Consider the following 25,051-nt stretch of genomic DNA (forward strand, 5'->3'; position numbering starts at 1 on the left):
GGCTGAGGTGGCCGTGCCGCTGTCGCCGCTGTAAGACCGACTCCGGTAGTGGTGATCGTCACGCAATCCGTAGAACATCGAGGAATGCGTTCACCGCTGGGGTCCGGCCCAGGCGGCTCCAGACGAGGTGCTCGACCCGGGCCGGCGCATCGGTGACCTCGATGACGGTCACGCCGTTGAGCCGTGGCACGTAGGCGGAGGCCAGCATGGCGACGCCGAGACCCGCCGCGACGAGGTCGGCCATCAGGTCGGCGGCGGTCACCTCGAACGCGACGTCGCGGGCGAGGCCGGCGGCGGAGAACGCCTGATCGGTCTGGGCCCGCCCGGCGGTGCCGACCGGGAAGTCGACGAAAACCTCGGCGGCGAGCCGGTCGAGGTCGACTGCCGGTTCACGCGAGAGCGGATGATCCGGGGCGACCACGGCGACGAGCCGGTCCCGGGCGAAGCTGTGTGCGTCGACGCCCTTCGGCTGGACCGTTTCCGGCAGCCCCAGGAACGCCACGTCGATGACGCCCTGTTTGACCTGCTCCACGAGTGCGTCGCTCCCACCGACGCGCAGGCCGACGCGCACGAACGGGTACCGCTCCCGGAACACGCGAAGCGTGGCCGGAATGTCGACGGCCGCGACAGTGGGGATCAGGCCGACAGTCAGTCGTCCCCGTACCTCTCCCACCGCCGCCGCGACCTCGGCGGCCGCGCGTTCGGCGGCGTCCAGGCACTGACGGGCGGCGGGGAGGAACGCCGCGCCCGCCGGGGTCAGCCGCACCCGGCGGCTGGTCCGCTCGAAGAGCCTCGCGCCGAGTTCCCGCTCCAGGCGGGCGATCTGGTGACTCAACGCGGACTGGACGACCAGGCACCGTTCGGCGGCCCGGGTGAAACTGCTCGTCTCGGCGACGGCGAGCACGTAGCGCAGCTGGTGGAGCTCCATCGATTCATCTTCTCTGTAGATCGATCGGATGACAAACATGCGTTGGACTCATTGATGGCTGCGCGATGAGACTTCCGACATGACAAGTTCCGGAGCGGAGAAACTTCCCGGCGGCACGTTCACCAGCGATCTGCCGCGCACCGCCCTGACCGCGCTCGCCCCGCTGGCGTGGGGCACCACCTACGTCGTCACCACCGAGCTCCTTCCGCCGGGCCACCCACTGTTCGCGGGCTTCCTGCGCGCGTTGCCCGCCGGTCTGGTAGCGCTGGCGATCACCCGTACGCTGCCGAGGGGGGCGTGGTGGCCGAAGGCGGCAGCGCTCGGCGTACTGAACATCGGGCTCTTCTTCCCGCTGCTCTTCGTCGCGGCGGAGCGGCTGCCGGGAGGCGTCGCGGCGACCCTCGGTGCGGTGCAGCCGCTCGTGGTCGCCGTCCTGGCCGCGACGCTCCTGCGGGAAGGGCTCTCCGTCTGGCGGGTCGTGTGGGGTGTCGCCGGGGTGTTGGGCGTCGGCCTGGTGGTGATCGGGCCGGACGCCGCGCTCGACACTGTGGGGATCGTCGCCGGCCTCGTCGGCGCGGCCACGATGGCGCTCGGGGTGACCCTCACCAAGCGCTGGAAGCGGCCCGCCGGGGTGAGCCCGACGGCCTTCGCCGGCTGGCAGCTCAGCGCGGGCGGTCTCTTCCTGGCGCCCCTCACCTTCCTCGTCGAAGGACCGCCACCGGCGATCGACCCGCCCGCCGCTCTCGGCTACCTCTGGCTGGGCCTGGTCGGCGGTCTGTGCGCGTACGTCCTGTGGTTCCGCGGCGTCGTCGCGCTGCCCGTGACCTCCGTCGCGGTTCTCGGTCTGCTCTCGCCGCTGGTCGCCGCGCTGCTCGGTGCCGTGGTGCTCGGTCAGACGCTCGGTCCGATCGAGCTTCTCGGGTTCGGGCTCGCGCTGGCCGCGATCGCCGCGGGGCAGCTTCCCGCGCCGACCCGTTCGCGGGCGCAGCTCGTACCGGAAGGGGCGGTTCGATGAAGATCGCCGTAGTCGGAGCCGCGGGAATGGTCGGCTCGCGCGTCGTCGACGAGGCCGCGGGCAGGGGACACGAGACGATCGCCGTCTTCCGCAGGCGGAGGCCGGAGGCACTGCCGTACGGCGTGACCGCCGTCGCTGGCGACACGGACGACCCCGGGCGGCTCAGCCGGCTCTTCGACGGCGTCGACGCGATCGTGGCGGCGACCCGTCCCGCCCCCGGGTACGAACACGCCGTCTCCGCGACCACAACTGTGCTGCTCGACGCGGCCGAGGCGGTCCAGACGCGCATCGTCGTCGTCGGCGGTGCCGCCCCGCTGTGGGTCCCCGGCCACCCCGACCGACTCGTCCTCGACAGCCCGGAGTACGTGCCGGAGGCTTGGCGCACCATCGCCGCCGCCAGCGTCGCGCAACTCGACGCCTGCCGGGCGCACCGGGCCGACTGGGTCTACCTCAGCCCGCCGGCCATCCTCGAACCCGGAACCCGCACCGGGACGTACCGACGGGGCACCACGACGCTCATCACCGGCCCCGACGGGGCGTCCCGGATGTCGGCGGAGGACCTCGCCGTCGCCGTCCTCGACGAACTGGAGAGCCCAGGCGGGGACAGGCACTTCACAGTGGGATGAAGCGCCGCGCATGCCCGTCGCGCTGCCGCCATGGCGATCATCGAGGTCTGTCGCTACGATCCGATACCGATGCATTACTGAGCGTTGATGCGTGCTGCTCGTGATCCCTGATCACTGGCGATCCGGCACCGCTACGACGTGGTGCCGGCCCGAGGATCACGCCGTCTCGACGAAGGGAATCCGGATGACGGAGAGCGCCCAGACCACCGAGAGTCGAAACGTTCCACCCGCGCGGCCGTACCCGTTCAGTGTGCCCGACCGCCTCGTCGTCGACCCGACCTACGGCGAGCTGCGCGAGACCGAGCCGATGATCCGGGTGCAGCTCCCCTACGGTGAGGAGGCGTGGCTCGCCACCCGCTACGAGGACGTCCGTACGGTCCTCGGCGACGTACGGTTCGGTCGCGCCCCGGCCGTCCAGCGCGACGAGCCCCGGCTCACCCCGCGCCAGCAGTACAGCGGCATGCTGACAATGGACCCGCCCGATCACACTCGGCTGCGCCGGCTGGTGGCGAAGGCGTTCACGGCCCGTCGCGTCGAGGCGCTGCGACCCCGAACCCAGGAGATCGCCGACGCGCTGGTCGACGACATGGTCCGGCTCGGTCCTCCGGCCGACCTGGTGGAGCACGTCGCCACACCGCTGCCGATCCAGGTGATCTGCGAACTGCTCGGGGTTCCGTACGCCGACCGTGACCGCTTCCACGTCTGGTCGGAGGCGATCGTCTCGACCACCTCGCTGCCGCTGGAAACGATCCAGGAGTACCTGAACAACCTCTGGGGCTACATCGGTGCTCTGGTCGCCGAGCGCCGCCGCGATCCGGGGATCGACGACCTGCTCGGCGCGTTGGTGCGGGCCCGCGACGAGAACCAGGATCGGCTCAGCGAGACCGAGCTGGTGGAGTTGGCCGGCGGGCTGCTCGCGGCCGGCCACGAAACCACTGTCACCCAGATCCCCAACTTCATCTACGTCCTGCTGCACAATCCGGACCAGCTCGCTCGGCTGCGGGCCGATCCGTCGCTGGTGCCGGCCGCGGTCGAGGAGCTGCTGCGGTACGTGCCGCTCGGCGTCGGCTCTTCCTTCGCCAGGTACGCCAAGGAGGACGTCGAGGTCGGCGGGGTGCTGGTCCGGGCAGGTGAACCGGTGCTCGGCTCACTGTCGTCGGCGAATCGGGACGGCACGGTCTTCGCCGACCCGGACCGGCTGGACTTCGACCGCGAGCAGAAGCCGCATCTGGGCTTCGGGCACGGCGTACACCACTGCGTCGGCGCGCAACTGGCCCGCATGGAGTTGCAGGTCGCCGTCACCACCATCGTCACTCGCCTGCCCGGGCTGCGGCTCGCCGTGCCCGAGGACGAGCTGGAGTGGAAGCGCGGCATGTTGGTGCGGGGTCTGCTCGGCATGCCGGTGGCCTGGTGAGTGCCGCCTGGCGGGTCGAGGTGGACGCGCGCCGTTGCATCGGCACGAGCATCTGCGCCGGTACCGCGCCCGAGCACTTCCGCCTGGTCGACGGCCTGTCCGCGCCGGTGGCCGACGTAGTCACTCCGGCCGAGGCCGTCATCGACGCCGCAGACTCGTGCCCGGTGGAAGCGATCACGGTCCGCGACGCCGCCGACGACCGGCTGATCGCGCCCGAGGAATGACCCGAGATCGAGCCCGCCCGTTAACGCCCGCGAGCTGAGCAGCCGCGGATTGTCGTGCCCGTGTGGTGCGGGTGCGGCTGGTGTGCGGTGGGGTGCACGCCGGGTCCGTGCGGGTGACAGCTATCGAGGCCCGAGCCCTGTCTTTCCGTCAATCAGCTCACGTACGACATCGAGGTGACCCGCATGGCGTGCGGTCTCCTCGATCATGTGAAGAACGATCCGCCGCAGGTCGGTGACCTCGTCGCCGAGGGGCGCACCCGGGTGACGCCCACGCGCAGGCGCAGACAGTGGTGTGGCGGCGAGGATGGCGTTGGACCGCTCGCACTGTGCGCGGTAGAAGGCGAAGACCACTGCTGGTGGTCGTGGGGTGTTCAGGGGCGTGTGGTCGTCGTCGGGCCAGGCCAGCGGCTGGGCGGAGCCGGTGGCGACCTCCTGGAACCAGTGCCGCTCCGCGTAGCCGAGGTGCTCCACGAGACCCAGCGGTGTCCATCCCGAGGGCAGCACGGCGGTTGTCAGAGCTGCGCGGTCGAGGCCGTCGACAATAGCGAGAACGCTTGCACGTTGCGCCTCCAGGAACATCGACAGTGCCGTCTTCTCAGCGTCTTCCACCCGCTCCACATCCCTTCCGGTAAGTGATGATCTCGGTCGGGACGCCTCGTCCGGACCCTTCCAACGAGTACGGCGCACGTCAGTCGCCACCTCCTGCCGCGAGGTGCCCGTCAGGCTGAGAGACCCAGCCAACGCCGTCGGCGGCGGGCAGGTCATCCTACGGTGAAGCCGCCGTGACTGATGGTCTCGTTGAGCCAGCCAAGCCAGGTCACCCACAGGTCGTCGCCCTCCAGCTCCGCACGCAGATGCGGCGACGAAGCCTGGTAGCGGTACAGCGCCTGCTCGATCTCCTGCGCACCTACCAGCCACGGGCCGTTACTCATCAGCTTGAACTCCGGGATACCGACCATGCCAGGGACCGTCTGGGCTGCGGCCGCGCGCTCTGCCTCGTTGTAGGCGTCCCGCCGACCCTGATCGGCGGACTGCCAGTCGTCCATGTCTTTGAACGGCCAGGCCGGAAAGGGCTGCGAGGTTGCCTGGTAGGTCATGCCCGTGCGGCGCATACCGTCACGGCAGAAGGCCATGCCGGCGATGTTCAGATGGAATTGAAAGGGAGCCATCAGCGACTCGTACTCGCTTCCGCCGCACGGTGGGGTGTGCGCGCACGGCTCCGCCAGATCGAGGCAGGCTTCGAAGCGGGAGCGCGCCGTAGCAGCAGGTTCGGGTAGGTCGACCCGCTCAAGGTGGTAACTCATGAGATCCTCCGCCGTCGGCACGACAGTCTGGCGCTCGACGTCGTGACATTCTGCCGGTCGTAGGCGGGCCGCACCCCGGGGGCGAGGCACGACCCGTCGTTGCTGTCTGCCCGCCTGGGGTGATCGTCGTTTCAGACGTGTGGTGTTCCGTCCGACCCGACGATCCCGTGACCGGAGGCGGCGGGTATGGCAAGCCACCGCTCGATGGCGGCAAAGTCGGGATCGGAGAGTCCCATCCGTGGGTCGACCCGGTGCAGCAGTGCCGGTCCGGGGTGGTTGGCGGCCACCCACGTCCGGTCAAAGTCGCTGATCTCGTCGTCGACCCACACGAAGGGCCGTCCAGCCGCCCAGGCGACAAGCGTCTCGGTCTTCCAATGCACGCCCCGCGTCGGTTGCACCTCATCCTCTTCCGACCAGGCGACGACAGGCAGTTCCGGTAGGCCGATTCGCGGTGCGACGTCCGCGTTCGCGTCAGCCATCCAGGTGGTGGCCCAGACCAGCTCACAGCCGAGCGCGCTGAGTCGCCTGCCGTGCATCGGATTGAGTCTCGACAGGAGAGGGTTGGACATCTCGTCCCACAGGTCGGCCGCGTCGGCCCTGGCGGCACGTCCTGCTGAATCCTGCGGCCGCTCGCCAATCGGGATGAGTGGTCCATCCACGTCGAGAAAGAGCAGGGGGCGTTCAGCGCCAGTGGTCACCGTCGCACGATAGCCATCACGGTCCGAATCGAGCCAGACGAGGCCAGGGCGTTCGCCGGGCAGGCCGGCGTCAGCCGACGGGCGCTCACCGAACGGCTGGCGAGCACGACGTGGTACGCCGTCAGCAGTGCTCGGAGCATCCACCCGCGCGGATCACCTGCTGACCGCCAGGCTGGCCCTCGGTCTTTTTCTGCGATCGGCAGTGCCCGATGCCACATCACCGCAGAACAGAACACTTCCGACCTATTAGAACGTAGCGACAGGACCGGCGGGGAAGGGCCGGGTAATAGCGAGACTTCGGCTAGTGATGGCGAAGCAATCACCCTGTAAGGTCATCGAGTCCCGTCGCCAGACCGATTTGCCTTTGACATGGGGAGGCTCAGCTATGGTCACATCTTCTGTGACCCCCACGACGGTGTCCGCCGAACGAGGGCTGGCACGCAAGACTCTGCGGACGAGTTCGCTTGTGACGTTCGGGGCGACCGCGTCGTCCCCAATGGCCGTTCTCGTCGGCGGTATCGTCGCCACCTATGCGGCAACCGGAAATACCAGCGTAGCCGCCAGTTTCTTGCTCCTGACCGTCGTGATGCTCCTCTGGGCGCCGGGATACATCGCCATCGCCAGGTACGTCCAACCCAGCGGGATCTTCTACACCGCCCTCGCCGCCGGACTGTCTCGGCTCGTCGGTGTCGCCGGAGCGCCGGTGGTGCTCCTTGCCTACAACACCATTCAAATCTCGCTGTACGGGCTGCTCGGTTCGGTGGTCAGCGGCTTGATCGGCGGGCCGTGGTGGATTTTCGCTCTCATCGCGTGGGCCATCGTGGCGGCATTCGGCCTGCAACGCACCGGCGTCAGCACCGCCATGTTCGGGACCATCCTGATCGTCGAGGTCGCGCTGCTGATCGTGTTCGTGCTGGTTGGTCTGGCCCACCCCGCCGGCGGCAACTTGACGTTCGAGGCGCTCAACCCGACGCAGTTGTTCAGCACCGGGGTGGTGGCCGGGCTCGCGGTGCTGCCACTCGGCTTCGCCGCGTTCTTCGGCACCGAAACCATCGCCGCGTACGGTGCGGAGGCGCGCTCACCCCGGGCGGTTTCCCGCAGCATCATCTACGTGATCGTCGGCCTGGGCCTGCTCTACGCCCTGTGCGCCTGGGCGATGGTGGCGACCGTGGGTGCCGACCGGGTCATCGACCTGGCCCGCGACCCGGCAGCGCCGCTGCCGTTCGAGGTCTTCTCGGACTCCCGCGCTGGCAGCGCCGGCGTGCTGTTGATGGCGCTTGGTGGTCTGCTGCTGATCAGCAGCGTCCTCGCGGCGATGATCAGCTTCCACAACAGCGTGGCGAGGTACCTGTTCACGCTCGGCAAGGACCGGCTGCTGCCCGCTCGCCTCGCCACGATCCGTGAGGGCGGGTCCGGCGCGCCCCAGGGCGGATCGATCGCCCAGTCGGTCACCGCTCTGATCGTCATTCTGCTCTTCGTGGTGAGCGGTGCCGAAGCGCTGACCATGTTCACCTGGCTGTCCAACATCGCCGCCGTCAGTCTGATGCTGTTGATGGCGATGAGCTCACTCGCCACTGTCCGCTTCTTCGCCCGCGGCGGTGGACGCAGCGAGTCGCTGTGGGCCCGGGCGATCGCCCCCACGCTCGGCGGGATCGCCATCGGGGTGATCCTCCTGGTCACACTGATCAACATCAGTGCCGCGCTTGGCACGCCACCTGGCTCTCATCGAGCGTGGCTGGTGCCCGGGACGGTCGGTGCGTTCGTCCTCATCGGGGTGTTGTGGGCGATCAGCCTGCGGGCCCGCCAGCCGGAGCTGCTCGATGGGTTCGGCGAACGCGAGACGAACCCCACCCGGCAGGTCGACGAGGATCTGGGCCACCTCACGCTCTGAACAGTACGTCACGACAGCAGGCAGGCGGGGCCGCGGAAGCGGCACCGCCTGCCTGCTGTCGTGACCCCTACGCCGTCGCGCCTCTGGCCTGAGCGAGCCGTTGCGCGCCTTGGTGGACGAGCGTCGCCAACTGCGCGATCCCGGCCCAGATCGGGGCGTCCCCCGGGTGGCTGTGCAGCGGCCGCCACGCCTCGTACGTCGGTGTCGTGGACTGGATCAACGGCCTCTCCCACGGGTCGGCCGGCCGGTCGACGACCATCCTCGTCTCTTCGGGGTCCATCAGCTGGATGTAGAACCGTCCTGGAATCCGGTCCTCGCCTTCCACCTTGCGCATCGTCTGCTCCCAGCTGCCCAGCGGACCGTCCAGGGAACTGACCGCGATGCCGATGAACGTCGACTCCGCGGTGACCCGGTCGTCGACCCGATTGCACATCTGCGGTGGCTGACGCGGATCCAGTCCGCCGTGGTCGAGGTAGTGCCGTGCCGTCTCGCCGAGGTCATAGAGCAGCCGGGGGAGGTACGACACGTCCTCGCCGGCCTTGTCCAGACGCGTCGCCGCGCCCACTTCGAAGACCGGCCGCTGCAACGTGGAGCCGACGACTGGTACCGCGTAGAGGAACGCGAAGCCGTAGGGGCACAACGGGTTGCGTCGACGCTGAGTCCACGCGTGGCGGCCGTGCATCGTGTTCATCAGGCCGACCCGACTCAGCGCGGAGGAGCGCAACGACGCCCAGATCCGTCGCGTTTCGGGATCGCTGATCGGAGGTGCGGGTGGCGACTCACGGGCAGCCGGCGGTGGATCAGGTGGTAGCGGTTGCTGCGCAGAGGGCCCGGCATGCCAGGAGGCCGGCTGGTACTGCTCGGCTGCCGGCACCTCGCTGGCGGGCGCTACCCAACCATGCCGTCCGTCCGGTGCCGGTGGGGGTGATGCGGTGTAGCCGCTCGGCTGCGGGTCCCAGTGCGCAGCCGTCCTTCCACTGCTCGCCGCTGCCCTCCAGTCCTCGGGGGTCCTCTCAAGAGGACCCAGGTGGGTCGCGGGCCTGTCGTACGCCACGGTGTGGTCCTCCCAAAAGACGTCGCCATAGCCTCTCATCGAACACACACCGCGATCAACCGCGCACCACGAGTCGGCTCGATCATTCGACGCAAGGGGCGGTTGCCTGGGCGTCGCGGTCATGGTCCACTCATCGCTTAATTGCCTATCAACGGAGTGCCCGTGACCATCCCCTACCATCGGCGATGCCGCCTGCTGGTGTGTGATGTCGTGGACGCCACTGTGGACGGCCAGCGATGACCGCTCCCACAAGCGTTCCCGACGGCTTGTCGCTCGCTGCTCAGATCGAGCAGTTGCGAGCCACCTTAGCGGCGCGCCGGACGATTGGCTTTCCGGCCGCCCTGGACATCGACTACGAACCGGTGACCCCGCTGTTCGGATTGTTGATCAACAATGTTGGCGACCCGGACACCGACCCCGACACCGGCCACACGAAGGCCTACGAGCGAGAGGTCATCGACTGGCACGCGAACCTCTTCGGCGCCCCCGCCGACGATCGGTGGGGATACCTGACCAGCGGTGGCACCGAGGCGAACCAGGCGGCGATCCTGCTCGCCCGCGACAGATTCGCGGGCGCGAATCCGGTGCTGTACTACAGCGAGGCCACTCACGACTGGATCCGCAAGACGGCAAGTGCGCTCGGCCTTCCCGAGGTCGTCATCCGCACCGACGCCCGGGGAGAGATCGACTATGACGATCTGCGGGGCGAGTTGGCGCGGCGAAGAGACCGGCCGGCAATCGTCGTGGCAAACGCGGGTACGACCGTGACGGAGGCGGTGGACGATCCCGCCCGAGTTCGCCGTGCCCTGTCTGACCTGGCAATCCGCAACTCGCACCTGCACGTCGACGGTGCGCTCGCCGGCGTTCCGTTGGCCCTGCTGCCGGACCGGCCGGTGGCCATCGATCTCGGCGCTGTGGTCGACTCCGTGGCAATTTCCTGCCACAAGTTCTATGGCACCACGATTCCGGGCGGCCTCGTGGTGACTCGCCGCTCGCTGCAACGGGCGGCCCGGCAGATTTCCTACACGGCCACGACCGACAGCACCATCAGCGGCTCCCGCTGCGGCCAACTCGCCGTCCAGATGTGGTACGCCCTGCGACTGCTCGGCGAGGCCGGGCACCGCGAGCGCGCCGAACGCGCCCGGGAGACGGCTCGCTTCGCCCACTCGCTGCTGGCCAGCGTCGGCTGGCCGGCTTGGCGCCACGTCCACGCGTTCACTGTCTACTTCACGACTCCGCCGCCGGCAATCGCCCGCCGCCACGGCCTCTCCAACGCCGACGGCGGCATCAGCCACCTGATCTGTATGCCAGGTGTCACCCGCCAACAGATCGAGGCGTTCGTGGCCGACATCGCCACCGTCAAGGGTGCAGAGCAGCCCATTCCCAGCCGTGGGGTTCGGCGACTCGTGCCCGTCGCGCAGCTACTCCTCAGCACCGACCGCACCTGATCGGCCGCCATCGCCCTACCGGTGCCGCCCGCCCTGGGTAGGGCGGGCGGAGGCGCACCGGATGACGCTCTCTGTTCTCGGCCGTGGGTCAGCGTGGCGGGACTGGGCACCGACACCGGTGGCGTCGACGCGGGCTGACTGGTTCGTCGCCGTGCCCCACGGGTGCCGGAACGGGTCAGGCGGAGAATGGACCGCGCACCGTGACACCTCCATCGACGACGACGCTCTGCCCGGTCACGTAGGACGAGAGCGGCGAGGCCAGATAGACGGCAGCCGCAGCGGCGTCGGCGGGAACGCCGAGCCGGCGCATCGGGATCTCGGGCACCTCGTCGCCGAGCTGCGCGGAGTTCGCCACCGCAGTGGCGATCGCGCCGCACGCCACCACGTTCATCCGGATCCCGTCGCCCGCGTACTCCGCCGCGACGGTCTTGGCGAGACTGAGCAGGCCGGCCTTGGCAGCACCGTAGCCGGCCTGCATGGGTGCGGCCATGACCCCGGTGACCGATCCGACGCTCACAATGGAACCACCCTGTCCCTGGGCCAGGAAGGCACGGACTGCCGCACGGGCCGCGCGGACCACATAACCGAGGTTCATCTCGTACGCGAGATCCCAGTCGTCGTCGCTCATCTCGTGCAGTCGTACCGCCGGCACAAACGCGAGCTGCCCGCCCACGACTGTCACAAGCGTGTCGAGCCGACCAAACTCGGCCACTGTTGCGTCGACGAACTCGGCTACAGCTGATTTGGACCGGACATCCCCGGCGAGCGCACGCGCGTGGGCACCTGACTGGACCAACTCATCGACGGCCTCGTGCGCCCGGCGTGAATCGATGTCTGCGACGGCGACAGCCGCACCGGCCGAGGCGAACGCACGCGAGATCTCCCGGCCGATTCCCTCGCCTCCGCCTCCGACAATCAGCGCGTTCATGCCGTCGAGAGGGCGTGCCCAGCTATTCATGATCGAACTCTTTCACACCGATGGGAGCTGCCGGGGGAGGGACCTGCCGCCGAGCGCACTCGCGGGCAGGGTCTCACCACCCGGGGTAGCCATCGACCGCCGGCGGGCCGACTGTGTCGCACATCGTTTGCGGCTGTCGGATCTCCCTGAGCCACTCGGCTACCGTCTCATCACCGGACCCGATGACGCCGAATCCTGCGCCCGCGTCAGCGCCCTTCTCGATGCCGTGCCCGGCGGCGAGCGGTGATCCTGATCCTGGGCATCCGCTCGCGCCGGCAGACGAATTCGCGTTGTCTGCCGCAGCGCTCGTGGGGGAAGATCGCGTTCATGACGTACTGGAAGGGCGCCCCGCGCCTCGCGAAGTGACCGGCCCGGCGCTGGTGTCGCCGCTTGACGACTGGGGATGGCTGGAAGCGGGCATCGCCTCGGGTGATGTTCTTGTCCCGTGCGGCGACGTACGGTCACGCATCTGGCATGGGGTCGAGGCCGACCGGGACGGGCCGACGACCCGTCGTCTGCTGACCTTCACGACCGACCACCGCCGGTCGGCCCGGCGGATCATCTTCGAGCTGTTGCGCGAGCTGTGCTTCCAGCGCCCTCGCTGGCCGTTGGTGGCCGCCGCCGCCGAGTCGGCAGTGAGCGACGTGGATCCGCAGGTGCGACAGTCCACAGCCGCGTTACTTGTGGGCACCGCGGAACCTGCTCGGGCCATGTCGGCGTTGGTCGCCGCGACGGATCCGGTCGTCCGGACCGCCCTCGTGGATGCCATGCCCTGGAAAAAGATCGCGCAGCGTCAAGCCATCCTGGAACGCCTGCGGTCGGATCACGTTCCGGCCGTCCGGCTACTGGCCAACATCGCCGGGTTCAGCAGCGCCGACCCGTCGGCCTGGCCAGCACATGACGCTGCGTGCCGCGCCGGGGCGGGTGACACCGATGCTTACCGGCCTCCTGCAGGACGACCTCGCCGATATCCGGTCGGCGGCACTGCACACGTTGGCGGCTTCACTTACCGCGTCCCGCCTGGCCGCCGACGGACTCGCGGCGATGTTCGGTGATCCTGAGCTCGGTGCGGTGGCCGCCATCGCCTTGGGCAGCGTCGGCGACCACCGGGCGGTGCCGCATCTGGTACGGCTGATGCTCGCCGACAGCGACGAACCGCGCCTGGCCGAGGCGTTCAAGGTGGTTGCCCGGGCCGGGGCTGATCCGCAGTCGTCGGTGGCCGCGGCCCGGCAGATCTTGGCCGCGCTCCCGGATTCGTGTGTACCGGTCCTGCCGATGCGGGTGCTTGCCGCGTTCGGTCCGGCCGCGGTTGCCGCGGTGCCGGAACTCATCGCCAGACTCAGGGGGCCGAGAACGACACCCCGAGCTGTGTGATCTATGTCCTGGGACGGATCGGGCCAGCCGCCGCAGCCGCGGCAGCGCTGCTGGGCCAGTACTCGACCCAGGGTGCGACGCTTGCCCTCCTCACAGTCACCGCCGACCGGGCGGTGGCCGACAACTATCTCGCCGGCCGGCCGGAACAACCTGGCCGAGATCTACTCGCGCTTGCGCTGCTGACCTGGCTGGTCGAGCACGGCGGGCTCACCGCCCGCCAGCACAGACAGCTGCGGCACCTGTTCCGGGCGCCCAGCTTCGGGCAGGTGAAGTCGGCCGGTGCACTGTGGTGCCAGGAGGGTCCCGCGGTAGCCGCTGAACTGCTTGCGGTCTTGCCGGAGTACCTCTCCGAGGACCTGTACGGGCGCGAGGCATTGCGGGTCTTCGCCGCGATGGGGCCGCACGCGCGGCCGATACTCGACCGGCTGGACCGGTTCGTGGCCGCCCGACATCGAGTCGGGATGAGTATCGGCGACCTCGACGCCGAGATGCGCGCGGACGAGACGCTGCACGCCGCTGCCATCGCCGCCCGACAGAAGATCGCTGAATGACCCGCGCCGCGCACGGGCCGAGGCAACCGCGGATCGGAGAGTAGCGGGCGGTGTCGATCCCGGCCATCCGCTGCCGCTGATGTCGCGCGGCCGTGCCGGTGTGGGTGAAAAATTCTCGGAGCAAAACGGTAACCGAATCGGCTGGCCATCGCGTCAGGTAGGCGAAGGATCGCCACGGCGGGCGGTCGGCCGAGGAGGTACCGGACATGGGCGACGTGCGGAGTCGTTTCAGGGACGATATGGCCCGATACCCCGCCCCACCGATGGGTGATCTGGTCCAGCAGTCAGTGGTGCAGGGCCGCCGGCTGCGCCGCCAGCGCCGACTGGTGCAGCTCGGCGCGGGCGGATCGGCGTTGACTGTGCTGCTGGTGATCGGCTTGGCCGCCGGGCCGCTGCGCGTCGGTGCGGGTGACGCCGGTCAGCCTGGCGGGCCGAACGTCGGTGTGCCGGGTGGGCCGGTCGACCCGGCCGCGCCGTCGCGGGCCGGGGCCGCAGCTAATCCCGCCCCGGGCGGGTCTCTGACCGGCACCGACGAGCAGCGCAACGGAGCGATCCAGCCGCCCGTCTCGCCGACTCCGTCGACGACGGTGATCGACACCGTGCGGATCGGGGCGGGGCCGGATGGTGATCTGCTGACCACCACCCCGCAGGGCGCGCTGGAGCTGTTGGTCCGGCTGCTGCCGAAGGGAAAGACAAGCGGTTATGCGAGCCTGCCGAGTAGCGGGGCAGGCCCCGGCATGCCGTACGTCCAGCTCTACCTGGATCGTGGCAACGGGCCGGGCATGCTGCGACTCTCCATCTACCAGGACAGACTCGGCGGCGACCCGCCCCCGGGAACGGTCGAGCTGACCGAGCTGCCTGACAACTGCGTACAGAACAAGATGGTCACTGTGCACCACCGGGGTGGCCTCCAGGTCGACCTGATGATCGCCACCTGTCTGGCCTGGGAGGGCATGGGAAACACGCCGGCGTTGCCCGCCCTGTCCGTGCAGGAGGCGATCGGGGTCGCCGCCAACCCGATCTGGGGGACGAAGCTGCCGGCCGAGTACGTGCACTCCGGTGCCAAGAGCTTCGCGGCGCTGGCCCGGTCGAATGGCTGACGAAGACTTCGTGGAATTCGCGCAGGCGGTTGCGGGCCGCCTGCGCGAAGCCGCGTTCCTGATGTGTCGCGACTGGCATCTCGCCCAGGACCTCACCCAGACGACGCTGGCCAAGGTGTACGCGAACTGGCGGCGGGTCCAGCGCGCCGACGATCCGCACGCCTACGCCCGCAAGATTCTGCTCCGCTCCATGATCGATCAGCAGCGGCGTCGCTCCAGCCGCGAGTTGGCGATGTCGGCGCCGCCGGACCGGGGCGAGGAACATCCGAGCGAGCTGCGCATGACGCTGCTCGACGCGGTCGCCACCCTGCCGTTACGGGATCGGGCGATCATCGTCCTGCGCTACTGGGACGACCTGAGTGTGGAAAAGACCGCCGAGGTGGTGGGCGTCTCCATCGCCGTCGTCAAAAGCCAGAGCATGCGCTCCCTCAACCGGCTCCGCGACTTGCTCGACGAGACGCGCGCCGAACTGTTCGCCGAGGAGCGCCACTGACGGGTCCGGTTGCGGCGCGACCTGCGGTGGCACATTTCTGGGTTGGGGAGGTTCCGTGTCGGTATCGAGCAGCAGGACGCGCCAACGTCCGCTTCGCGGCGGCGGACGACGCCCCGTCGCCTGGGTGGTGCTGGGGGTCCTGTCGATGTTTGTGGTGCTGGCCGCCGGCTGCTATCGGCGGGAGGCCGACGTCGAACCCGACGAGCGACACAGCGCAGACGCGGAGCGGGGCGGGGCGGACATGCTGCTGACGGCGGACGATCTGGGCGCGGACTGGCGGGAGGACACTCGCACCGGTCCACCGCCGTGGCCGTGGGAGCAGGACAGCTGCCCCGACTACCGGAGCAGCGACTATCCGGCGAAGGCGCATCGGCGTACTGCGGTGGAGCGCTACTACCGGCCGGCTGGCGGCTCACCACCGGTACACCACGTCGTGGAGACGTACGAGCCTGGCTGGGCGCAGCGGAGTGTCGACGACGTTCGCCAGGTCCTACTGCGGTGCGCGAGCTACCTGGTCCATGGATCGCAGGTCTCCTTCCACATAGTCGATTCGCACTACCTGGGGGGCCTCGGCATGCTCATTCGGGGCCGCATCGAGCGTGCCGACATCTCGAGTGCCGTCACGTACTTCGTCATGCTGAGACGGGGCGAGACGGTCTCGACGGTCAGCCTGCCCGACTCGGGCAGCCAGGCCGCCGTCGACTCCGTCGCGGCGAAGGCGGTGGCCCGTCTTGGCTGAGCGGAAGGGTCGGCAGCTGCCACGCCGTTGGGTCGTCTCGGCGGTCACCATGTCGCTCGCTGGCGTCGCGACGGCCGCCTTCGGCGCCACGCGCGGGCACAGCGGCGACGGAGCCGGCCCATCGCCCGCGACATCCCCTGCCAGCCCGATTCCCACGACGCCAGCCGTCGACCGGATCGACCAGGCGAGCACCCGCATCAGGGCCTACCTGCGGCGGTACGACGGCCGGGTGGCGGTCGCCGCACTGGATCGACAGGGTGCGGCTGAGGTGACCGTCGGTACCAGACGGTTCGAGACGGCCAGCATCGTCAAGGTCAACATCCTCGCGGCCCTGCTGCTGCGCCAGAGGCCGCCGGGCAGGGCTCTGGCAGCGGACACCAGGCGGTTGGCCGAAGCCATGATCGTGTCCAGTGACAACGCCGCGGCGGAGGCCCTGTGGGACAGGATCGACGGCGCAGGTGGCCTCATCGCCGCGAACCGCACGCTCGGTCTGCGGGAGACCAAGCCCAGCCCGCACTGGGGACGCACCACTACCACCGCCGCTGACCAGCTCCGTCTGCTGACCGCGCTGACGTCGCCGACAGGGCCGCTGACCCCAACGGACCGTACCTTCGTCATGGGTCTCATGAAGAAGGTGATTCCCGAGCAACGCTGGGGAATCACCGCCGCGCGAGGGTCGGGGAATCCCTCCGCCTATGTCAAGAACGGCTGGGACACCGCCGATGCCGACGGCGGTCGCTGGCTCGTCAACAGCATCGGGCGGATCGTCGAGCCCCGGCACGACTGGCTGGTCGCCGTGCTCTCCGATCACCACGTGAGCCAGCAGGAGGGCGTCCGCGTCGTCGAGAAGGTCGCCACGTACGTGCTCAAGGAGTTGCGCGCCGCCACTGCGGGTGACGGTCCTGCCCCGGGGTAGGACATCACGTGCGGGACCAGCACTCGGTTTGCCCTGCGGGCGCGGGCCGGTGGCTCTCGACGGGGAGAGACGACCGCCGCGTGCAGTGCCCAGCCGTCGGCGGCAGGCAACGCTCATTGCGTTTGCAAGATCACACTGTGTGTCCCATTATCGAATCGCGACGTCGAGGGGGCCACCATGCAGCCGGGGCAGTGGGATCCACAGCAGCCGCAAATCTTCGATCCGATGATTCCTGTCAATGAACGGCCGCTTCACCTACGGCACCCACCCGGAGTCGACCCGGCCACCGGCGCCCCGATCGCCTGGATTTACGAGCAACAGGCGCAGCAGCAGCAGCCGGTGCGGCCGCAGCAGCCCCAACGCGGCGCGGTCTACCGGGCGGATTACGTAGCGCCCAAACAACCCGCGCCAGCCGCTTCCCCACCAGAGCGGGCCGACACCCCGCCGCCACGATCCGCCTACCAGCCGACGTGGCGGGATCACCGGGCGCTGCACTGGCGCAGGTGGTCCGGCGTCTACATCTGGTTCGGCAGCCTGGTGATATTCGGTTTGGTCTTTCTGTTCATGTACCTGGAGAGCACCGATTAACAACCGCTGACGAACCTGCCGGGCGGCGCTCGCGAGGCGGGCGACGTTGCGACCCGCAGCATCACTCATGTCGCCGATCCGTCGGCCGCACGGCGCAAGCGGTTTCCTCGGCGCGCGACGCCGCCATAGAGATGGACGCGATTGTCGACAACGTGCTCCGGCTCGCCGCCCGGAAACCGGTCGGCTGCGGCACTGCCGTTACTGACATGAACCAACCAGTCCTCGTAGTACCAGCTCGGGTCGCATGCGCAATCGGTGAACCGGAACCGGAAATTGGCTCGGTACCTGCCGACCTGCCCGTGCGCGAGAGTGAACAGACGGGTCGACACCCTCGACCGGGGAAACGCGGCCCTGCCCGGCAGGCGCGCGACGGTGACCGCCGAGCCCTCGAAGGTGAGCCGAAGAGTCAGGTCGAGGGCGATGCTCACGCCACCGGTCAGTATTTCGCTGCGACGCGAGTAGCTGGCCGCCTCGTCAGCCAGCACGTCATGGACCACGACATCGCCGGTTGGCAGCGGCGCGGGAAGCATCACCGGGCGGTCGAACCCCCGACGGGCGTTGGCCTCCGGAGCGCCGCGTGAAGCCCCGCTCCATCGCACCCGCACCCGCTGGATGACAATCACGCCCCAGACCATGGCTCACGGCGACAGGTTTCGCCAGCCGATATCCGCTCAGGCCGCGTCGAGCGTGCCGCCGGAGTTCTCCCACCACTGCCACCCGTCGCGGAGCCGAGGGCCGGGCCCGCAGCCGCGCGACGTGGATGACTCCTCCTACCGAGTTGGCCGGACCGGCTCCCACTCCACTTCCTGCCAGGCGCGTCGCAGCAGCCTGGTGAACTCCTGGTCTCCGGGGAAGGTTGTCGCGTCCACCGCGGCGATCGGCTGGGCCGCGCAGCGCGAATTGGTGGCGACGGCCGAGGTCATCTCGCTGAGAGATTCGCGTGTCGTCTTCCGGGTTACCTCTGGGACGCCGAGCCGCCGCAGGCCGAGTCGAAGCAACTGCATGGTGATGCCCGCCAGGCGCGGACCCTCGGTCCAGACGACCTGCGTACCGTCCCAGCAGGCGATGTTCCATACCGAGCCCTCGAGGAGGTCGCCGTCCCGACCGACGAACAAGACATCGTCGAATCCCGCCTGGCGGGCTTGACGACGATGGAAGGTCAGGCCCAGCGTGGCCAGGTGTTTGAGCTGCGCAAGCTCTCGCTCGTACTGAACAGTTCGGACTCGCAGCGGTGGACCTGCAGCACCGTCGACCGGTTCGTCGACGGACACCATGATGTCGGTGTGCGGCCATCGGGTGGGGTTCGGAAGGACGGTGACCTGGACGGACGCGTCGTCCCGGTCGCGCAGCGCGCGGTCGACGAACGTTCTGATCTGGTCGTCGGACGCGGGAACGGCCTCGGGAAACAGCACGGCCGAGGCCTCGCGCAGCCGGCGGAGATGGAGGGAGAGCCCCGGCACGGCCGCACCGCGTACCTGCATGGAGGTGAAGTGGCCGTAGTTCCACACGGCTGCCCGATGCACGTCTTCGACTGTCGCCGGCTCGCCGTTGATCTCCACGTGTGTCACCGCGTCATGGTGTCACCCGGCGCGGAGCCCGACGCGGATGCGGTGCGCGCGGCAGGTCCGCCGGCGGGGCGTGCTCTCGCCGACGGACCTCACCGTGGGCCTACGGTTTGCGGGCGAGGAGCCCGACGAAGGTGTGATAGGTGTCGGTCTGCTTCGGGGCGGGCGTACCCGGCTCTGGGCGCCACTCGGCGAGCGGCACCAGCCCCGGTTCCAGCACCGTCAGCCCATCGGCGAACGACAGAATCTCCTCGTCGGTGCGCCAACGGCCGGTGCCCAGCGACTCGTTGAAGATCCGCTCGACCTCGCGGGCCTTGCGGGAGCCCTCCGGGTCCCGCTCGGCCGGGTCACGGAAGTGCGAGATTGCCACGTAGCTGCCGGACGGCAGCGCGTCGATCAACGCCGCCGCCACCGCTCGCGGATCCTCGTCGTCACCGAGGTGGTGCAGGATCGCGAAGAGCAGCAGCCCGATCGGTCGATCGAAGTCGAGGAACCGACGTACGTCCGGATGGTCGAGGATCTCCTGCGGTGCCCGGATATCCGCCTGGATCACCGTCGCGGTGCCCTCCGCGGCGAGCAGGGCACGCCCGTGGGTCAGCACGATCGGATCATTGTCCACGTAGACCACCTGGGCCTTGGGATTGTGCTCGGTGGCGACCTCGTGCACGTTGCCCTGGGTGGGCAGCCCCGATCCGATGTCGAGAAACTGGTCGATGCCCGCCTCGGCGACCAGGAAGCGAATCACCCGGCGCAGGAAGGCCCGGTTCGCCTGGCCGGCCGCCGGCCCGTCCGGGGTGATTCGCAGGGCGTGCTCGGCGACCTGCCGGTCGGCCTCGAAGTTGTCCTTGCCGCCCAGGAAGAAGTCATAGACCCGGGCCACGCTGGGAATGCTCGGGTCGATGCCGGGGGGTGCCGCCTTGTCGGGGGTCACAGGCGTCTCCATTCGAAGGGGATGGGCGCAGGCCGGGGTGTGCGGGCGGTGCCGGGTAGCGGCGAGTGTAGCGATCGGGAGAGGTGAATTCCGCCCCGGCTGGTATCGCTCCCAGTGAACCGTCTTTCACCCGCGTGAGCCAGAGTCACCTGTCTGGTGACCGTCCCGGCGGCGACGGCGCGGTTCACGACAGCCCGTCCCTGACGATGCCAGTGACGACGAGGAGGACAGCGGCGGCGAGCAGTGCGAAACCCATGATCCGGCCGAGCCGCTTCGATTCGGCGTTGTTGGCCGCCCGATAGACGCGCACGCCACTCACCGCCGCCACGCCGAGGGGTGCCCCGACGAGGAGGAAACCGAGGAACGACAACGGGTCGAAGATCCCGTGTTCGTCACCGACGATGGCCAGTTGGTAGCCGACGTTGCCCAGGGCGAGAAGGCAGAAGAGGAACAGCACCACCGACACGAGCCCCACGCTCTTGCGAAAGTCATGCCACTGATCCAGCTTCTCCGGAATCGACGTCACCCGGTTCGTCTGCGCACCGTCGCCCACGCCTGCACGATGCCACAGGCGGCCCACCGACTGGGCCACCCGGACCTCGGCCACGACCGCGAGGTCCGGCACTCCGCGCCTGGCGTGGTGCCGGCGGCGTTGCCCGCCCCACGACCAGATGATGCTGCGGGGTCAACAGGTGCGCGGCTGCCAGGTCACCTTCGTCACGTACATGGGCACATACAGGTCCCCTCCGCCGGGGCGGGCGCACAGCGCACCGGTCAGCTTCTGCCCGAGGTACGTGTAGGACCAGGTGATCTCGGCGTTCGGTGTCGCCTCCGATGGCCGCCATGTCCGACGAGGCCACATCCGCCGTCGGCGTCGAAGGATCCCGGTCATTCCCGGACCTCGTGGCGCCGACGCCTGTAATCGGAGAGCTCCGGCGGGACAACTCAAACCGGGGGTGTCGGCGGGCGCCTCTAGGATGACGGCGAATCTGCCCGATGGAATGCCGCTTCGAATAGAGGTAGTGGAGTGAATCCCGATTTGCGGGAGCTCATCACCGAGCTACGTACCGATCTGGAGGCCGACCAGCCCGCGACGTTGTACTGGGCGCAGATCCACGAGGGTGCTCCGGCCGAGAAGATTCCGGCCGAGTTGCCCCAGTCGGTCCGGGAGTTGCTGGAAACCGCCGACGGCATCCATGCCGGCTCGTTCGACCTTTTCGATGCCAAGGAAATCGACAATCACCAATACTGTCTCGACCACATGCCCGAGTTCACCGGCGTCGCTGACGAACCCCACAAGTGGCTGGTCTTCGGCCAGCTGTCCGACGAGCCGCTGCTGATCCGACGCGACACCGGGTCGGTGTGGTACTTCCCCGCGGAGACCACCGACGAGTGGTTCGCCCGCGAGTTCTTCCTTGAGGTCACCCTGGACCTCGACTCGTTCCTCGCCTACTACGTCTTCGGCGCCGGTTATGGCGAGATCGGCTCCGACAAGGACGGATGGTGGAACTTCCTCGTCGAGCAGGGTCTGACCGTGCCCGGCGACGATGAGGCGGAGGAGGAGGCCGACGGCTGACCGGTAGACCGCCGCGATGGTCCCCACGTTCTTGACCTCCACCCAGCATTGGCGGAGCTGAGCCGCGCGCCCCTCAGCCACCGCCTGCAACGAATGCACCACGGCAGCCCCCGCTCAGGTCAACCATCGACAAGCGCGGAGAACTGTTCGCCGCGGTTGAGTCGGTCGACGAGGTCGAGCACGGCCTGGTGCCCGCCGCGTGCGTCGACCCACCGGTACACCCGGCAGGCGGCTCTGGCGTACACCTGCTCATCCGAACCGGCAGCGCGTAGCCATTCGGGCAGTGTCCGTGGCAGCGCCTCCGATGAGGCGATGCGGCAGCGGTCCGGAGCGTCGGCAGGCAGCAGGTACCGCCCGTCGTCGGAGACCAGCACGGCAAGCCCCTCGTCGAACCACTGGGGAATCTGGTCACGTCGGGAACCGAGGCGCACATGAAGCTCCACATGCGAGAACTCGTGTGCGGTGATCACCGGGTCGATGCCCCGGGGTGACAGCATCACCGCCCGGTTGAGCACGGCCACTCCCCGTTCGCCACCTCCGCCGATCCGCTCGTAGCAGCCGGGCGTGAAGCACGCGAGCACTGTCGGCGCACTCTTGCGGCCCGGGTAGAAGGCGTCGACCCGCTGATTGGCATCGCCGTACGCCGCGATGAGCCGCTGCTGGTCAGCGTCCGACGACCCGCGCTCGGCATAGAGCCCGTCGCGCACCGGCGCCAAGCCGTAGCAACGGGGGCAGGTGGTCGCGGCAACCGACGGGTACGCTGCACCCACCGTCGCACCCACCGCCAGCAACAGGGCGGCCAGCCCTGCCGCCACCCACCGCCAGCGTCGTCGTCCACGAATACGCACGCCCCACTGTGGCAGGTCCCGGCGGGCCGTGTCGCCGCACCCAGCGGGCCGACCGGGGAAGGTGAACGTCGTGGACGCCCACGGCCCGGCGGATATTCGCCCTGGTCAGCGCAGCCCGGCACACCATTCTTCGCGGTGGACGTCGAGGTAGTCGGCGGTCGCCAGCCAGTAGGGACCGTCCTCGGTCCAGATCCTGGCCCAGGGCTGGCGCTGTTGCCGGGCGCCCGCCCGCAGCAGGTCGTACATTGCTCTGGCGCGACGCCCCAACATGGCGGCCAGCGCCGGACGGGAGGCCTCATCGAGACCGTAGCCGTCAACGAACGCCCGCAGCCGTGCCACGGACTGCGGCACCAGCCGGTCCGCGCGGAGGCCGGCCATGCTCTGGGCGGCGTACGCGAGGTCCCACAGTCGCGAGCCCGGCGCGGCCCCGTCCCAGTCGATCAGCACCCAGCCCTGAGCTGACCTGACCAGGTTCCAGGGCGCCACGTCGTTGTGGCAGATCATCTCGTTCCGGTCGGGCGGGATGACCTGGTTCCAGGTGGCGCCGGCCGGCGGTACGAAGCTGGCCAGCGCCGCATGCAGCCGCGCCAGCATCTGGCCAATCGAGCGCAGTTCCACCATGGAGTACGTGCCGGACTCCGCACCCATCTCGCCGGGCACGTATTCGAGCACCTGCCTGCCCCGCTCGTCCCGGCCCAGCGGACGAGGGCACGAAGTGAATCCCACTGCATGCAGATGCCCGAGCAGCAGATCGACTGTCTCCGTCCAGGGTCCGACCGGCCGACGAACAGTGTCGCCGACCCGTACGACCCCGGTGGTGACGTTGCCTTTCAACACTTCTTCGCGGTTGCTCACCCCGAGATCTTGCCCCGAGACGTCCGGCGGGGCTGTTCGCAGGGCCGCGCTGGTAATCTGCGCGTGGAATCGGGATGTGCACGCGTCCGGTGGCTGGGTAGGCGCGTCTCTTCGTCATGCGAGGAGAACGCCGTGTCGTACCGAGATCTTGCCCGCGCTACCCGCTTCGCCGTCTTTCCCATCGGGTTCGTCGCGCGGCTGCCGTACGCGATGACACCCCTGGCCACGCTGCTGCTGTTGCAGCAGAGCACGGGCAGCTACGCCTTCGCCGGGGCGGCCGCCGCGGCGCAGAGCCTCGCCATCGGCGCGGGTGGCATCGTCGTCGGACGGCTCGCGGATCGCACCAGCATCCGTCGGCTTGGCCTGTTCATGGCCATCGCGAACGCCATCGCCCTGACCGGTCTCCTGGCCGCCACCCTCGCTGACCGTCACGTGCTCTTCGCTGCGGCTGTCCTCGTCGGCGCGACCCAACCGCAGGTAGGTCCCCTGATCCGCGTTCACTGGTCCTATCTGGCGAGGTCGCGGCCTGCGCGGCCAGGTCTGGTCACCACCGCGCTGGCGTACGAGGCCGCTGCGGACGAAGCGAGTTTCATCGCCGGGCCCGCCGTCGTCGGGACTGTTGCTGCGGCCTCGGCGCCGGTCCCGGCCGGTGCGCCACTGACTGCCTGCATCGTGCTCCTCCTCGCCGCTGCGGTGCCCCTGGCGATGCTGTACGAAACCGCGCCCGAACCGACGCCGGCGCGGACGTCGACAGCGCCACTGCCCAGAGCCGGGGTGGCCGCGTTGTGTGCCGCCATGGCGATCATGGGCGCCGTCTTCGGCAGCGTTCAGGTAGGTGTGACGGCGTACGCCACCGCAGCGGACAACCCCGCCGCCGGCGGGATGCTGTACGCCGCACTCGGCGTCGGTAGCGCCGTGGCCGGCATCGGCTACGCCTGGCTCCCACCGCGGGTGCCCTTGCGGACCCGCTATCGGCTCTCCGCTCTCGGGCTGCTCATCGCCATGATCCTGCTGCCCGCCGGGGGCGGGCCGCTGCCACTCGTGGTGGTCGTCCTGGTGGCGGGGTTCGCTGTCGCGCCACACCTGATCAGCATCTACGCCCTCACCGAGCGACTGGCGCCCACCCGAATCGCGACAACGATGACCATCGTCTGCGCCGCCGGGCCCATCGGCACGGCCGTTGGTCAGTCACTCGCCGGCATGCTCGTGGAGCAGTTCGGACACCGCGCCCCGTTCCTGCTGCCACCCGTACTCGCGGTGGCTGCCCTCGGCCTGACGCGAACGAAGTGGATCATCTCGACAGAGCGGAACTCGGCCCCCGTCGCCGACGTCGAGCTACCTACCGAACAGGCCGCGAGCAGAGGGTGAGACGCAGGTGACCTGGCCGCGGCGCGCTGGCCTGGGACATGCTGAGCTTGACCGGGCTCGGTCTGTTGTTCGGGCTCGTGGGGAGCGGCGAGGGGACGGCCGGTGCCGTGCTGGGCCTCGGCGCTGGGTTCCTCACAGTTCCGTAGGCGCCCCGGGCCGGGTCTGCTGCCAGGGATCGCCGGTCGCGCCGGCGGCGAGGTGTTCTTCGTAGCTTGCCACCTTGTCGTTGACGAGGTCGAGGCAGTCGCTCAGCTGCGCGAGCTGCGCGGTGATGCGGCGCTGGTGTTCGCGGAGCAGCTGAAGCCGTTCGGCCTCGTTGCCGCTGCCCTCGCGGACGAGTCGGGCCAGCTGGCTGATCGTGGTGAGGGGCATCCCGGAGGCCCGGAACTTCACGCAGTTCGTCAACCATTCGACGTCCCAGGCGCTGTAGACCCGCCGGCCCGATCCGTCGCGCCGCACCTCGCTGGCCAACAGGCCCCTACGCTCGTAGAGCCGCAGGGCGTGCACGCTCAGCCCGGTGCGCTGCGCCACCTGCCCGATGCTCAGGTCTCCGTCCGACACAGTGCCGACCGTAGCCCGTAGCCCGT

General features: G+C 69.2%; 30 protein-coding genes. 16 read left to right on the top strand and 14 right to left on the bottom strand.

Features of this window, described 5'->3' with window-relative positions; all coding sequences use genetic code 11:
- Nucleotides 1–58: 58 nt before the first annotated feature.
- Nucleotides 59–928 carry a LysR family transcriptional regulator gene (locus AB0B85_RS20010; RefSeq protein ID WP_357409318.1) on the bottom strand — a complete coding sequence of 290 codons (870 nt, stop codon included), beginning with the start codon at nt 926–928 and terminating at the stop codon, nt 59–61.
- A 79-nt stretch (nt 929–1,007) separates the two neighbouring features.
- Between AB0B85_RS20010 and AB0B85_RS20015 the strand changes: the two genes are divergently transcribed.
- The 4 genes from AB0B85_RS20015 (at nt 1,008) to AB0B85_RS20030 (ending at nt 4,207) form a co-directional block, all read left to right on the top strand.
- Nucleotides 1,008–1,943, top strand: a complete 936-nt coding sequence (locus AB0B85_RS20015; RefSeq protein WP_357409320.1) for an EamA family transporter — start codon at nt 1,008–1,010, stop codon at nt 1,941–1,943.
- On the top strand, nt 1,940–2,569 hold the full coding sequence (locus tag AB0B85_RS20020) for an NAD(P)H-binding protein (protein ID WP_357409322.1): 630 nt from the start codon (nt 1,940–1,942) through the stop codon (nt 2,567–2,569). Before AB0B85_RS20015 ends, AB0B85_RS20020 begins: the two co-directional genes overlap by 4 nt.
- Before the next feature lie 184 nt (nt 2,570–2,753).
- A complete protein-coding gene (locus tag AB0B85_RS20025; RefSeq protein WP_357409323.1) occupies nt 2,754–3,983 on the top strand; it encodes a cytochrome P450 in 1,230 nt (409 codons plus the stop codon).
- Nucleotides 3,980–4,207: a ferredoxin gene (locus AB0B85_RS20030; protein WP_357409326.1), complete on the top strand. Its 228-nt coding sequence runs from the start codon at nt 3,980–3,982 to the stop codon at nt 4,205–4,207. Before AB0B85_RS20025 ends, AB0B85_RS20030 begins: the two co-directional genes overlap by 4 nt.
- 120 nt (nt 4,208–4,327) lie before the next feature.
- Here the strand turns inward: AB0B85_RS20030 and AB0B85_RS20035 are convergent, their stop codons facing one another.
- The 3 genes from AB0B85_RS20035 to AB0B85_RS20045 form a co-directional block, all read right to left on the bottom strand.
- Nucleotides 4,328–4,816, bottom strand: a complete 489-nt coding sequence (locus AB0B85_RS20035) for a DinB family protein (protein ID WP_357409328.1) — start codon at nt 4,814–4,816, stop codon at nt 4,328–4,330.
- A gap of 152 nt (nt 4,817–4,968) precedes the next feature.
- On the bottom strand, nt 4,969–5,511 hold the full coding sequence (locus tag AB0B85_RS20040; protein WP_357409330.1) for a hypothetical protein: 543 nt from the start codon (nt 5,509–5,511) through the stop codon (nt 4,969–4,971).
- Between the two features lie 131 nt (nt 5,512–5,642).
- Nucleotides 5,643–6,185, bottom strand: a complete 543-nt coding sequence (locus AB0B85_RS20045) for an HAD domain-containing protein (RefSeq protein WP_357409431.1) — start codon at nt 6,183–6,185, stop codon at nt 5,643–5,645.
- 409 nt (nt 6,186–6,594) lie between these two features.
- Here AB0B85_RS20045 and AB0B85_RS20050 point away from each other — a divergent pair, with 409 nt between their 5' ends.
- The gene (locus AB0B85_RS20050; RefSeq protein ID WP_357409332.1) at nt 6,595–8,100 is read left to right on the top strand and encodes an APC family permease; all 1,506 of its coding nucleotides are present in this window, start codon (nt 6,595–6,597) and stop codon (nt 8,098–8,100) included.
- 67 nt (nt 8,101–8,167) lie between these two features.
- Here the strand turns inward: AB0B85_RS20050 and AB0B85_RS20055 are convergent, their stop codons facing one another.
- Nucleotides 8,168–8,791 carry a hypothetical protein gene (locus AB0B85_RS20055; protein WP_357409333.1) on the bottom strand — a complete coding sequence of 208 codons (624 nt, stop codon included), beginning with the start codon at nt 8,789–8,791 and terminating at the stop codon, nt 8,168–8,170.
- A 599-nt stretch (nt 8,792–9,390) separates the two neighbouring features.
- Here AB0B85_RS20055 and AB0B85_RS20060 point away from each other — a divergent pair.
- Entirely contained in the window at nt 9,391–10,602 is a 1,212-nt protein-coding gene (locus tag AB0B85_RS20060) for a histidine decarboxylase (RefSeq protein WP_357409335.1), read from the top strand.
- 175 nt (nt 10,603–10,777) lie between these two features.
- On the opposite strand, the gene AB0B85_RS20065 is transcribed toward AB0B85_RS20060, so the two are convergent.
- Nucleotides 10,778–11,530, bottom strand: coding sequence for an SDR family oxidoreductase (locus tag AB0B85_RS20065; RefSeq protein ID WP_357409433.1), 753 nt, complete (start codon nt 11,528–11,530; stop codon nt 10,778–10,780).
- A 212-nt stretch (nt 11,531–11,742) separates the two neighbouring features.
- Here AB0B85_RS20065 and AB0B85_RS20070 point away from each other — a divergent pair, with 212 nt between their 5' ends.
- The 8 genes from AB0B85_RS20070 (at nt 11,743) to AB0B85_RS20105 (ending at nt 17,321) form a co-directional block, all read left to right on the top strand.
- Entirely contained in the window at nt 11,743–12,615 is an 873-nt protein-coding gene (locus AB0B85_RS20070) for a hypothetical protein (RefSeq protein WP_357409337.1), read from the top strand.
- Nucleotides 12,605–12,934 carry a hypothetical protein gene (locus AB0B85_RS20075; RefSeq protein WP_357409338.1) on the top strand — a complete coding sequence of 110 codons (330 nt, stop codon included), beginning with the start codon at nt 12,605–12,607 and terminating at the stop codon, nt 12,932–12,934. The genes AB0B85_RS20070 and AB0B85_RS20075 overlap by 11 nt, the downstream gene beginning before the upstream one ends.
- Nucleotides 12,931–13,485 (top strand): hypothetical protein, encoded by a 555-nt coding sequence (locus AB0B85_RS20080; protein WP_357409340.1) that lies wholly within the window; start codon nt 12,931–12,933, stop codon nt 13,483–13,485. Before AB0B85_RS20075 ends, AB0B85_RS20080 begins: the two co-directional genes overlap by 4 nt.
- Before the next feature lie 263 nt (nt 13,486–13,748).
- Nucleotides 13,749–14,585: a hypothetical protein gene (locus AB0B85_RS20085; RefSeq protein WP_357409342.1), complete on the top strand. Its 837-nt coding sequence runs from the start codon at nt 13,749–13,751 to the stop codon at nt 14,583–14,585.
- 10 nt (nt 14,586–14,595) lie between these two features.
- Nucleotides 14,596–15,078 carry a SigE family RNA polymerase sigma factor gene (locus tag AB0B85_RS20090; RefSeq protein ID WP_357409344.1) on the top strand — a complete coding sequence of 161 codons (483 nt, stop codon included), beginning with the start codon at nt 14,596–14,598 and terminating at the stop codon, nt 15,076–15,078.
- 55 nt (nt 15,079–15,133) lie between these two features.
- Entirely contained in the window at nt 15,134–15,817 is a 684-nt protein-coding gene (locus AB0B85_RS20095; protein ID WP_357409346.1) for a hypothetical protein, read from the top strand.
- Nucleotides 15,810–16,733, top strand: a complete 924-nt coding sequence (locus AB0B85_RS20100) for a serine hydrolase (protein ID WP_357409348.1) — start codon at nt 15,810–15,812, stop codon at nt 16,731–16,733. The genes AB0B85_RS20095 and AB0B85_RS20100 overlap by 8 nt, the downstream gene beginning before the upstream one ends.
- A gap of 177 nt (nt 16,734–16,910) precedes the next feature.
- Nucleotides 16,911–17,321: a hypothetical protein gene (locus AB0B85_RS20105; RefSeq protein WP_357409350.1), complete on the top strand. Its 411-nt coding sequence runs from the start codon at nt 16,911–16,913 to the stop codon at nt 17,319–17,321.
- 65 nt (nt 17,322–17,386) lie between these two features.
- Here the strand turns inward: AB0B85_RS20105 and AB0B85_RS20110 are convergent, their stop codons facing one another.
- From AB0B85_RS20110 to AB0B85_RS20130, 5 genes are all read right to left on the bottom strand, one after another.
- A complete protein-coding gene (locus AB0B85_RS20110) occupies nt 17,387–17,944 on the bottom strand; it encodes a hypothetical protein (protein WP_357409352.1) in 558 nt (185 codons plus the stop codon).
- 147 nt (nt 17,945–18,091) lie between these two features.
- Complete coding sequence (locus AB0B85_RS20115; protein ID WP_357409354.1) at nt 18,092–18,889, bottom strand: aminotransferase class IV; 798 nt, start codon at nt 18,887–18,889, stop codon at nt 18,092–18,094.
- 100 nt (nt 18,890–18,989) lie between these two features.
- Complete coding sequence (locus AB0B85_RS20120) at nt 18,990–19,817, bottom strand: SAM-dependent methyltransferase (protein ID WP_357409356.1); 828 nt, start codon at nt 19,815–19,817, stop codon at nt 18,990–18,992.
- A 184-nt stretch (nt 19,818–20,001) separates the two neighbouring features.
- Nucleotides 20,002–20,370 carry a hypothetical protein gene (locus AB0B85_RS20125; protein WP_357409358.1) on the bottom strand — a complete coding sequence of 123 codons (369 nt, stop codon included), beginning with the start codon at nt 20,368–20,370 and terminating at the stop codon, nt 20,002–20,004.
- A 132-nt stretch (nt 20,371–20,502) separates the two neighbouring features.
- Nucleotides 20,503–20,709: a hypothetical protein gene (locus AB0B85_RS20130; protein WP_357409360.1), complete on the bottom strand. Its 207-nt coding sequence runs from the start codon at nt 20,707–20,709 to the stop codon at nt 20,503–20,505.
- 135 nt (nt 20,710–20,844) lie between these two features.
- Between AB0B85_RS20130 and AB0B85_RS20135 the strand changes: the two genes are divergently transcribed.
- On the top strand, nt 20,845–21,393 hold the full coding sequence (locus tag AB0B85_RS20135; RefSeq protein ID WP_357409362.1) for a hypothetical protein: 549 nt from the start codon (nt 20,845–20,847) through the stop codon (nt 21,391–21,393).
- A 119-nt stretch (nt 21,394–21,512) separates the two neighbouring features.
- Here AB0B85_RS20135 and AB0B85_RS20140 read toward each other — a convergent pair whose 3' ends face one another.
- Together AB0B85_RS20140 and AB0B85_RS20145 are read right to left on the bottom strand one after the other, a co-directional pair.
- Complete coding sequence (locus AB0B85_RS20140) at nt 21,513–22,241, bottom strand: hypothetical protein (protein ID WP_357409364.1); 729 nt, start codon at nt 22,239–22,241, stop codon at nt 21,513–21,515.
- 105 nt (nt 22,242–22,346) lie between these two features.
- Nucleotides 22,347–23,096: a phosphotransferase gene (locus AB0B85_RS20145; protein WP_357409366.1), complete on the bottom strand. Its 750-nt coding sequence runs from the start codon at nt 23,094–23,096 to the stop codon at nt 22,347–22,349.
- Nucleotides 23,097–23,228: 132 nt separating this feature from the next.
- On the opposite strand from AB0B85_RS20145, the gene AB0B85_RS20150 reads away from it, so the two are divergent.
- The gene (locus tag AB0B85_RS20150; RefSeq protein WP_357409368.1) at nt 23,229–24,464 is read left to right on the top strand and encodes an MFS transporter; all 1,236 of its coding nucleotides are present in this window, start codon (nt 23,229–23,231) and stop codon (nt 24,462–24,464) included.
- A gap of 132 nt (nt 24,465–24,596) precedes the next feature.
- Here AB0B85_RS20150 and AB0B85_RS20155 read toward each other — a convergent pair whose 3' ends face one another.
- Nucleotides 24,597–25,025: a MerR family transcriptional regulator gene (locus AB0B85_RS20155; RefSeq protein WP_357409370.1), complete on the bottom strand. Its 429-nt coding sequence runs from the start codon at nt 25,023–25,025 to the stop codon at nt 24,597–24,599.
- Nucleotides 25,026–25,051: the final 26 nt, after the last annotated feature.

It is taken from the genome of Micromonospora sp. NPDC049044 (assembly GCF_040649215.1).
Classification (GTDB): Bacteria; Actinomycetota; Actinomycetes; order Mycobacteriales; family Micromonosporaceae; genus Micromonospora.

What these genes read in the sequence shown, in the direction of transcription:
- AB0B85_RS20020 (WP_357409322.1), top strand. Translation starts at nt 1,940, where the DNA reads ATGAAGATCGCCGTAGTCGGAGCCGCGGGAATGGTCGGCTCGCGCGTC.
- AB0B85_RS20050 (WP_357409332.1), top strand. Translation starts at nt 6,595, where the DNA reads ATGGTCACATCTTCTGTGACCCCCACGACGGTGTCCGCCGAACGAGGG.
- AB0B85_RS20025 (WP_357409323.1), top strand. Translation starts at nt 2,754, where the DNA reads ATGACGGAGAGCGCCCAGACCACCGAGAGTCGAAACGTTCCACCCGCG.
- AB0B85_RS20075 (WP_357409338.1), top strand. Translation starts at nt 12,605, where the DNA reads ATGTTCGGTGATCCTGAGCTCGGTGCGGTGGCCGCCATCGCCTTGGGC.
- AB0B85_RS20070 (WP_357409337.1), top strand. Translation starts at nt 11,743, where the DNA reads ATGACGCCGAATCCTGCGCCCGCGTCAGCGCCCTTCTCGATGCCGTGC.
- AB0B85_RS20040 (WP_357409330.1), bottom strand. Translation starts at nt 5,511, where the DNA reads ATGAGTTACCACCTTGAGCGGGTCGACCTACCCGAACCTGCTGCTACG.
- AB0B85_RS20105 (WP_357409350.1), top strand. Translation starts at nt 16,911, where the DNA reads ATGCAGCCGGGGCAGTGGGATCCACAGCAGCCGCAAATCTTCGATCCG.
- AB0B85_RS20015 (WP_357409320.1), top strand. Translation starts at nt 1,008, where the DNA reads ATGACAAGTTCCGGAGCGGAGAAACTTCCCGGCGGCACGTTCACCAGC.
- AB0B85_RS20010 (WP_357409318.1), bottom strand. Translation starts at nt 928, where the DNA reads ATGGAGCTCCACCAGCTGCGCTACGTGCTCGCCGTCGCCGAGACGAGC.
- AB0B85_RS20130 (WP_357409360.1), bottom strand. Translation starts at nt 20,709, where the DNA reads ATGACCGGGATCCTTCGACGCCGACGGCGGATGTGGCCTCGTCGGACA.
- AB0B85_RS20085 (WP_357409342.1), top strand. Translation starts at nt 13,749, where the DNA reads ATGGGTGATCTGGTCCAGCAGTCAGTGGTGCAGGGCCGCCGGCTGCGC.
- AB0B85_RS20055 (WP_357409333.1), bottom strand. Translation starts at nt 8,791, where the DNA reads ATGAACACGATGCACGGCCGCCACGCGTGGACTCAGCGTCGACGCAAC.
- AB0B85_RS20065 (WP_357409433.1), bottom strand. Translation starts at nt 11,530, where the DNA reads ATGAACGCGCTGATTGTCGGAGGCGGAGGCGAGGGAATCGGCCGGGAG.
- AB0B85_RS20060 (WP_357409335.1), top strand. Translation starts at nt 9,391, where the DNA reads ATGACCGCTCCCACAAGCGTTCCCGACGGCTTGTCGCTCGCTGCTCAG.